This window comes from Rhodococcus sp. NPDC019647, from assembly GCF_044389235.1.
GTDB classification, from domain to species: Bacteria; Actinomycetota; Actinomycetes; order Mycobacteriales; family Mycobacteriaceae; genus Rhodococcus_F; species Rhodococcus_F oxybenzonivorans.
This window is the reverse complement of the sequence record NZ_JBIRXS010000061.1, coordinates 1-8530: the sequence shown is the minus strand read 5'-3', so window position 1 is coordinate 8530 and position 8530 is coordinate 1. Positions and strand designations below refer to the sequence as shown.

Annotated in this window: 7 protein-coding genes and 1 pseudogene; 2 read left to right on the top strand and 6 right to left on the bottom strand. The window is 67.4% G+C overall.

Features of this window, described 5'->3' with window-relative positions; translation table 11 throughout:
• Positions 1–100: 100 nt before the first annotated feature.
• Together ACH49N_RS38665 and ACH49N_RS38660 are read left to right on the top strand one after the other, a co-directional pair.
• A complete protein-coding gene (locus ACH49N_RS38665) occupies positions 101–1321 on the top strand; it encodes an ATP-binding protein (RefSeq protein ID WP_358278749.1) in 1221 nt (406 codons plus the stop codon).
• Complete coding sequence (locus tag ACH49N_RS38660) at positions 1321–1734, top strand: roadblock/LC7 domain-containing protein (protein WP_358278747.1); 414 nt, start codon at positions 1321–1323, stop codon at positions 1732–1734. The genes ACH49N_RS38665 and ACH49N_RS38660 overlap by 1 nt, the downstream gene beginning before the upstream one ends.
• Positions 1735–1886: 152 nt before the next feature.
• Here the strand turns inward: ACH49N_RS38660 and ACH49N_RS38655 are convergent, their stop codons facing one another.
• The 6 genes and pseudogenes from ACH49N_RS38655 to ACH49N_RS38630 all read right to left on the bottom strand — a co-directional run.
• Positions 1887–2804, bottom strand: a complete 918-nt coding sequence (locus tag ACH49N_RS38655; RefSeq protein WP_358278745.1) for a hypothetical protein — start codon at positions 2802–2804, stop codon at positions 1887–1889.
• A gap of 9 nt (positions 2805–2813) precedes the next feature.
• Positions 2814–4259, bottom strand: a complete 1446-nt coding sequence (locus tag ACH49N_RS38650) for an aldehyde dehydrogenase (RefSeq protein ID WP_358278743.1) — start codon at positions 4257–4259, stop codon at positions 2814–2816.
• 105 nt (positions 4260–4364) lie between these two features.
• On the bottom strand, positions 4365–6062 hold the full coding sequence (locus ACH49N_RS38645; protein WP_358278741.1) for a helix-turn-helix domain-containing protein: 1698 nt from the start codon (positions 6060–6062) through the stop codon (positions 4365–4367).
• A 42-nt stretch (positions 6063–6104) separates the two neighbouring features.
• Positions 6105–7313, bottom strand: coding sequence for a cytochrome P450 (locus ACH49N_RS38640; RefSeq protein WP_358278739.1), 1209 nt, complete (start codon positions 7311–7313; stop codon positions 6105–6107).
• 27 nt (positions 7314–7340) lie between these two features.
• Positions 7341–8312 (bottom strand): PDR/VanB family oxidoreductase, encoded by a 972-nt coding sequence (locus tag ACH49N_RS38635; protein WP_358278737.1) that lies wholly within the window; start codon positions 8310–8312, stop codon positions 7341–7343.
• A gap of 102 nt (positions 8313–8414) precedes the next feature.
• Positions 8415–8530, bottom strand: a pseudogene (locus ACH49N_RS38630) (IclR family transcriptional regulator); the annotation flags it as partial.

The window sequence follows — 8530 nt, the reverse complement described above, 5'->3', positions numbered from 1 at the left end:
CCGCCACCACACCCACTACGACGAACACATCGCCTGGGACCACCGCCGCATCGCCCAAGCGGCTTGACAACTTACGGCCCTGGGATGTCTAGCCGCGCGGTTGCGCCGCAACGGCGAGAACCTGCTCATCCTCGCCGGGGACCGCAGCCCCCGCGCCCGCCAGGCGCCCATCAGATTCGGTGACATCGCCCGTGCCGCGATCTCGGAGGTCGAAAGCTATCAGCGCGTACACATCGAATCCGCGCCGACCGGGTCGCTGACCGCGGCGGTCGCGGTCGATCTTGTGCATATGCTCGCCGAGCTCGTCGACAACGCACTACGCGCCTCCCCGCCCGACACGACCGTCACAATAGGGTTCACCCGCACCATCGAAGGCGGCACGGTCATCAGCGTCGTCGATCACGGCATCGGGATCTCCCGACAGGACCAGGCCACAATCAATGCCCGCCTGGCGACCCGCGCGGACGCCACCACAGATACCACCCGGCACATGGGTTTGTTCGTCGTCGGACAACTCGCCGCCCGGCACTGGATGACGGTGCAGTTGTCCTCAACCCTGGGCGCCGCCCGCAACGCGGGTGTTACCGCCACCGTCGACATTCCGGGCCGGCTGCTGGTGGCCGCCGCCGACACGCCCGCACTGCCCACAGCTGCCGCCGAATCGCGCCGCAGCGAGCACCTCCCGGTACCGGCACCGTCATCTGTGCGGCAGGCACGACCCGCACCAGACGCACTCCCCGCACTCTCCGCAGACGACGACCGGTCGCCGGTCTCGGTACGGCGCCAGCGGGAAGCCTCGCGGGACGGAATCGCTGCCCCGGCGGACCATCCTCCGACTGTCAACGGCACCGGAACAGGACCGTCTGAGCTGAAACCACGACATTTGCGTGCCGTGGCACAGCACCCGGTACCGGCACCGGTACCCGGATCCGATGCGGAGGATGTGGCGACGGTCACCACGCCCATTTACTTCGGCATGGTCTCGGAGTGGCTGACCGACCCAACCACTACCCGCTCCCGGCACTCCGGCCGGGACTGGGTCTCGCCCGCGGACTCCGGGTGGTCCGCTGCACGGCACGCCGCCGAAGCCGCGGTCGACACCGTCACCGAATCAGGACTACCTCAACGTGTTCCCGGTCAGCGCCTGGTCCCCGGGGGGGTGACCGGTGCAGGTCCACCGCGGCGACGTGATCCGGAATCGATCCGCGACAGTCTCACCGCCCATCTGAGCGGCGTGCGCGACGGACGGGCCACCCGGGCCGATCCTGGTGACGAGGACCCGATCGACTGCGGTACCCACAATGAAAGGCCGTATTACTGATGAGTTCCCATGACCACCGTCCCCTGGACTGGCTGGTATCGAACTTCGCTCGAGACGTACCCCGCGTCTCTCATGCTGTCCTCCTCTCCGCGGACGGGCTCCTCATGGCAGCAAGCGAGCATCTCCCCGAGGCCCGCGCCACGCAACTGGCAGCGATCAGTTCAGGTCTGGCCAGCCTCTCGGCCGGTGCGTCCGAGTTGTTCGATCGGGGCCGGGTGCTGCAGTCGGTGATCGAGATGGACGGCGGATACCTGCTACTGATGAGCGTCGGTGACGGCTCCCAACTGGCCGTGGCTGCATCCGCGGACTGCGACATCCGGCAGGTGGGCTATGAGATGGCGGTCCTGGTCGAACGGGTCGGCTCGGAGGTCGAGGCGTTGCCCACCACCAGCGTGCGATCACCGATGAGATAGGTCGGATCCGAGAGGACGGAAAGTTCGCGTGTATGCGAATGGCCACCGCCCCGGGAACGGTATGCGTTCCCGGGGCGGTGGCCATTCGTGTCAGTCCTGCAGACCGGTTCGGGTGGAAGCGGCCCCGACGCCGCCTTCACCCGAACGGACGGTTATGCCACCGCCACCTCACGGGGCTTCTTTCCGGCCTGGGCGCGTCGATGCTTTTCCGGGGTGGAGAGTTTCGGGTCGGGCAGGATGTGCTCCTGGGTGTAGACGACCGCCGCGAAGCCGAACTCCATCACCTTGCGAACCAGGACGTTCGGGTACGGCAGGCGGTGGACACGGTGTGGGGGTTCGTCGAGCAGCGACAGGATCATCTGCCGGCCCAGGAACCGGGTTCCCTTCGGGAACCAGCGGTGGGTGAACTGATCGATGATCGCTTCGCAGGTGGCGGCACCCTCGTCGGTGTACGGGTAGTCGATCGCCTCGTACTTGTCCATGTACTCGAGCATGCCGTCGAAGCTGGTGGGGAAGTCGGAGATCGGGGCGTCGAAAACCGGTTCACCTGGGCGCGATTCGGGATTTTCGCCGCGGAACAGTTTCGCAATCTCCTGCCAGTACAGGTGGGTGGCGATCTTCTGTTTTTCGGTGTAGCCGGACAGGCCGACCCGCAGGCGCAGTCGATGCATGTCGGCGCCGATCCAGCACATCGTGTAGGTGAAGTCCTCCAGGTTGGTGTAGCGGCCCGGGTACTTCTTGGCGATGCCCTGGTGGATGGCGTTGACCTGCTTGATCGACTTCTGGGTGGCCAGATCGGACGGGCCCATTTCGAACCACCGCCAGAAGTGCTTTGCGGTGTCGGATTCGCGCTTGTCCGGCTGATGGATCGCCTTTCCGGTGTTGGCCCGGTACATGACCTCACCGCCGTGCGGGGGGAGAATGAAGTGCGGAAAGCCGGTGGTGTACAGGAAATTCATCATGAAGTCGTTGACGTAGTAGCACGTCGACAGCTTCCAGATCTTCTCGTAGTCCACGTAGGGATCGAGGCTCTCCCGCTCGGCAGCGATCCACTTGTAACCCTTGCTCATCGTCTGCTCCTACGCGTAGATCGACTTGACTGCTTGAAAGTTGGTGACGGCATCGGGGCCCAGTTCCCGGCCGATGCCGCTGTCTTTGACCCCACCGAACGGCGAACTCGGGTCGGGCAGGTACGTGTTGATGCCGATGGTGCCGGTTCGTACCCGGCGGGCGACGTCCATACCGCGGTCCGGGTCGGCGGTCCATACGGTGCCGCCCAGGCCGTAGTCGGTGGCGTTCGCGATCGCGATCGCCTCGTCGACGTCGGTGTACGGGATCACCGACAGCACCGGGCCGAAGATCTCTTCCTGCGCGATGGCGTGGGAGTTGTCGACGTCGGCGAATACGGTGGGTTCGACGAACCAGCCGGTGTCGAGGGCAGCGGGCCGGTGGCCTCCGGTGACCAGGCGTGCGCCGTCACCGAGGCCCTTGGCGATGTAGCCCTCGACGCGTTCGCGTTGCCGGTCGCTGGCCATCGGGCCGATCTGGGTGGCCTCATCGAGGGCATCCCCGACGGTCAGTGACGATGCGAGCGCCTCGAACACACCGACCACCTCGTGGTAGCGGCTGCGCGGGGCCAGGATCCGGGTGCCGAGGAAGCAGGTCTGACCGTTGTTGAGCAGCGTCGCCCCGAACAGCTTCTCCCCGATGGTGGCGAGATCGAGGTCGGCGTCATCGAGCACGATGGCCGCCGACTTGCCGCCGAGTTCGAGGGTCACCGGCCGCAGCAGCCGACCGCACACTTCGGCGATCTGGCGGCCGGCGGCGGTAGAACCGGTGAAGGCGACCTTGTCGACGTGCGGATGCGCGATCAGGTAGGCACCGACCTCGCGGCCGCCAGGGACGATGTTGATCACCCCGGCCGGAACGGAGGAGGCTGCGACGGCCTCGGCGAACAGGGCGGCATCGAGGACGGTTTCCGGGGACGGTTTGAGGACCACGGTGCACCCGGCGGCGAGGGCGGGCGCGTACTTGAACGAGGCCAGGGTCTGGGGGAAGTTCCAGGGGGCGATCGCGGCGACGACACCGAGGGGTTCGCGGCGGACGGTGGTGGTACCGCCGAGCAGATGCGGGTGGGACTCCTCGAACGATGCGGCTCGGACCACGCCCGCGTAGTAGCGGATCACCGCGACCGGGAATCCGGCTTCGAGCTGCCGGGCGATGGCGATCGGCATGCCGTTCTGCGCCGAGACGCGGCGGGCCATCTCCTCGGCGCGGGCCTCGAGCTGGTCGGCGAGGCTGTCGAGGGCATCAGCCCGGTCCGCGGCACTCCACTGGCTCCACCCGGACGGGTCGTCGAACGCCGCACGCGCCGCCGCGACGGCCGCATCGACGTCGGCCTCGCGGGCCTCGGGAACGGATCCGATGTGCTCCTCGGTGCTCGCGGAGATCACGTTGATGCGATGTGAGGAGGTCGGCGGGATCCACTCGCCCCCGATGAACAGCGAGTCGATGTGCAGCGTCATGGCAAAGCTCCTTCAAACAGGATCGATAGTGAAACCATGGTGACGCCGATCACGTCTGCACAGTGTTCGCGTTCTGGACACTTTTCCTCACATCCCCGGTCCTGTTCAGCCGAAAATGCCCAGCTGGCTCATCCGCTTGTACAGGGTGGTGCGACTGATGCCCAGATTCTTCGCCGCGGCGAGCTTGTTGCCGCCGCTGCGGTCGAGCTCGCATTCGATGGCCTCACGCTCGGCTCGCTGCAGGGGGCTCAGCTCCTGCCGGGGTCCCGGCGTGAGCGCCGGCAGTTGATCGGCGGTGATGTCGCCCGAGGAGCGCTGGCGGACGGCGGCCTCGAGGATCGTCCTGAGTTCTGAAATGTTGCCCGGCCACCGGTGGCGGGTGAGCGCGTCGACGGCGCCGGCGGTGAGCCGGACACTGTCGGCGGCGCCGATCTCCCGGAGGATCTCCCGCACGAGCTGCGGGATCTCGTCGGCCCGGGAGCGCAGAGATGCGAGGGTGATCTGCACGCGGCAGTGCGGCAGGATCCGCCGGTGTTCGGCCGCGCCGGCATCGAGGGGTCCACTCGAGATCGCCCACCAGGCGTGACTGTCAGCAAGGAGGTCACCGACCCGGCGAGCCATCGCGGGGGGCAGGAGGTGGAAGTCCTCCACGGCGACCAGCCCGGTGTGTGCATCCAGGGACTGGCGCAAATCCTCGAGCCAGCGGGCGGCGGGGGCGTCGGTCAGGACGGTGGCACGGTGCCGGACCACCGGCGTATCACCCGCCAAGGTCGTCAGGGCGCGGCTCTTGCCGGTGCCCTGGTCCCCGGTGATCAGGGTGGTGAAGCGGTGTTCCCGTGCGGCGGCGAGCCTGCCCGTGACCGTCCGGGCCGGCGCGGCCCCCACCTCCCGCCGGTCCACTGCCGACTGTCGGTGACGGGGCGTCTGCGCCGGGTCGAATTCGAGAACGACCCCGCCGCGGGAGGTCACCCGGCTCCAGATCGCGCGCACCGCCAGCCCGGAGTTGAGGGTGAGGTCCTTGGTGAGCTGGCGTCCGCTGGGCGTTCCTTCGGTCACCGCCCGCAGCACGGTGTGATCGACCGAATCGAGGACCTGCTGGGCGGCGGTGTTGGCGAAGAACACGTCCTCACCGATCGCGACGACCGGCGCACCCCGCCGGCGGGAGACGGCCTCCTGGAACGCCGCGAGCAGGGCGGTCTCGGTGGATCGGGCGCCCTCGAGCAGTCGGCGGTGGACATCCTCGACAGCGCGGGTGAGCATCGGCCGGAGCAGGGGGCTGTCGTCCTCACTGAGGAACGTCACGTCGAGCACACCCTCGAGCCGCCGGGTCGTCGGATGCGTGAGGGGATACCCGTAGCAGCTGTACTTCTTCATTGCCTCGACGAAGTGCTCCTCCCCCCGCACCGCGAGGGGTTGGCGTGTCTCGTACACGGTGGCGATGGAGTTGGTCCCGGTGTTCTCCTCGGTGAACAACCGACCCCGGATCGCCCCGTCTTCTTCGATCTGGTCCTGAATGCGGCGCTGGCCGACACGCAGATCGATCAGCCGCGCGTCCCGGTCCGCCAGCAACACGCAGTAGCGGGTCTCGGCGAGGTCGTCCTGCATGCGGTCGAGGATCGGAGTTGCCGCGTCGAAGAGGCGGCTCCGCCGATCGGTCTCCTCGATCGAGGCCGAGTCGAATGGGTCGTCCGGGCGCAGCCCGCTGAGCATCGAGCGCCGCCAGGACAGCGCGATCTCCTCGCGCAGCATCCCTTGCTGCGCGGAGAGTTCCCCTTTCGGCTCCGGGGCAGGTTCGACACTCACCGGTAGACCTTCCTTACTCCCCGATCACCATCCTCCCCCTCGTCAGCCCAGTTGCACCCGGACCGGCACCGATTCCCAGGACCGGAGGGTGTTGTTGAGGTGCCGGCGGGGGGTGCCAGTCAGCTCGATCGTCTGCACCCGGGCGGCGAGCGCGGTCAACAATGCCTCGGATTCGAGGCGAGCGACGTGCTGGCCGACGCACTGGTGGATGCCCATCCCGAAACCGACATGCCCCGACGGGTTGCGGGAGAGATCGAACGCGTCCGGGTTCTCCCACCGGCGAGGATCCCGGTTGGCTGCGCCGAGGAACATCAAAATCTTGCGGCCGTCCGGAATCAGCGTGCCGCCGACTTCGATGTCGCGGGTGGCGGTGCGGAAGAACGTCTGCACCGGCGACTCCCACCGCACCGCCTCGTCGAAGGCGGTCCGGGCGAGCATCGGGTTCGCCCGCACCCGCGCCCACTGATCCGGATGGGAGGCGAAGGCGTACAGCACCGCGGCCAGGCCGTTGACGGTGGTGTCCACCCCGGCCGAGAGCAGCGAGCGCACGATGAGCGGGGCCTGCTCGTAGGTGATGTCGCCGCGGTCGGCGGCCGCCCAGATCTGCGCCCCGAACCCGTCCTCGGACAACGCGTCGCGAGTGCATTGGGCGTTCACCCACCCGGACAGCTCCCCGACGCGGGGTGCGCCCTTCTCGACGAGGCTGTTGACCGGGCCGAACGCGTTGAACAGGTGGTCGCCGTAGGGCAGGAGATTTTCCCGGCCAGCCTCGGGAATACCGACGGCGTCGGGGAACACGCGCAGCGGGAACGCGGCCGCGAGCCGGGTGACTGCGTCGAATTCCGTCGCCGATTCGAGGACCTGGTCGACGAGGACCTCAGCGTCGACCAGCCACGAGGCGCGCAGTTTCTGCAACGCGCGGGGGCCGAGGACCTTGCTGAGCACCGATCGGGGTGCGTCGTGGTGCGGCGGGTCGGCCTCGAGCAGCAGGCTCGGTGGCCGCCAGGGCTTTTCGTAGCGGAAGTTGCTCAACCCGACACCGGCAGCGGATTGGAAGCCCTGCCAGTCGGTCAGTGCGGCGTGCACCTGCTCATAGCGGCCCATCGCGAACACCTCGTAGCGGTCGAGGTACACCACCGGTCCTGCGTCACGCAGATCCGCTTGGAACGGCAACGGATCTTCGAGGACATCGAGGCCGAACGGGTCGACATGGCTGACCGGCACATGGGGGGCGGGGGCGAACGTAGTCACGGCAAAAGTCCTTCGTCGGAGGGGTTCTCAGAGATCGAGAACGAGGCGGTCGGAGCAGGCGCGGGAGACACAGATGAACATGCAGTCGCCCGCCGAACGCTCGTCGTCCTCGAGAATGGAATCGCGGTGGTCCGGTGCACCGGACAGGACCGCGGTCTCACAGGTGCCACACGTCCCCTCACCGCACGAGGACAACACATTCACCCCCGCGCCCTGCACCGCATCGAGAACACTCATATCGGGGGTGACCGTCACCGTCAGCCCGCTGCGGGCGAGTTCGACATCGAACGGCTCATCCCGTACCGGGGCTCCCTGCTCCTTCGGAACGAACCGCTCCATCCGAAGCTTGCCGATCGGCCAATTCACACAACACATTTCGACCGCGTTCAACAACGGTTCCGGACCGCAGACATACACCTTCGTCTCGGTGGCGGCGGCCGCGGTGAGCCAGGTCTGCAAATCGAGTAGCCCGCACTCGTCCTGCGGCGCCACGACCACCCTGTCGCCGTAGGCGGCGAGTTCGTCGAGGAACGCCATCGAGCTGCGGGTCCGCCCGCCGTAAAGGAGTTGCCAGTCGATGCCCATCAACTCCGCCTGGGCGATCATCGGGATCAAGGGTGTGATGCCGATGCCGCCGGCGATGAACAGGTACTTCGGTGCCGGCGCCAGGGGGAAGTTGTTGCGGGGACCACCCACCCCCACCATGTCCCCCACGACCAGCGTGTTGTGGATGAACGCCGATCCGCCGCGGCCGTCCGGTTCGCGCAACACTCCGACGCGGTAGCTGTAGGCGTCCCAGCGGTCACCGCACAGGGAATATTGCCGCGTCGCACCCGAGGGCAGTATGAGATCGATGTGGGCGCCCGGCGCCCAGTCGGGCAGCCGCCGGTTGTCGGGGTGCCGCAGCGTCAACGCCACAACACCTTCGGACACAACCTCTTTCGCGGTCACCCGCAGGGAGTCCGCCAGTGCGCCGGAGGGGACAGGGCTTGCAGACATCTGAAACTCCTTGATCTCGTCTTCAGATCGAGGATCCTTCGCCCGGCCACCCCACCGCCAGATCATTCTCATTAAATGAGAGGGAAATTGTGGGTCCGGTCACTACCCTGGGCGAATGTGGGATGCCATCACACGCGAGATGCCCCGGCCGGCGGCCTGCAACGCCGGGATCTGCGCGTAGGCGGAGTCGTCGTTGGGAACGACCAACGCCACCGCCG

Excerpts from the sequence above, each read along its gene's own strand:
- ACH49N_RS38635 (WP_358278737.1), bottom strand. The coding sequence starts at position 8,312 with ATGTCTGCAAGCCCTGTCCCCTCCGGCGCACTGGCGGACTCCCTGCGG.
- ACH49N_RS38650 (WP_358278743.1), bottom strand. The coding sequence starts at position 4,259 with ATGACGCTGCACATCGACTCGCTGTTCATCGGGGGCGAGTGGATCCCG.
- ACH49N_RS38660 (WP_358278747.1), top strand. The coding sequence starts at position 1,321 with ATGAGTTCCCATGACCACCGTCCCCTGGACTGGCTGGTATCGAACTTC.
- ACH49N_RS38655 (WP_358278745.1), bottom strand. The coding sequence starts at position 2,804 with ATGAGCAAGGGTTACAAGTGGATCGCTGCCGAGCGGGAGAGCCTCGAT.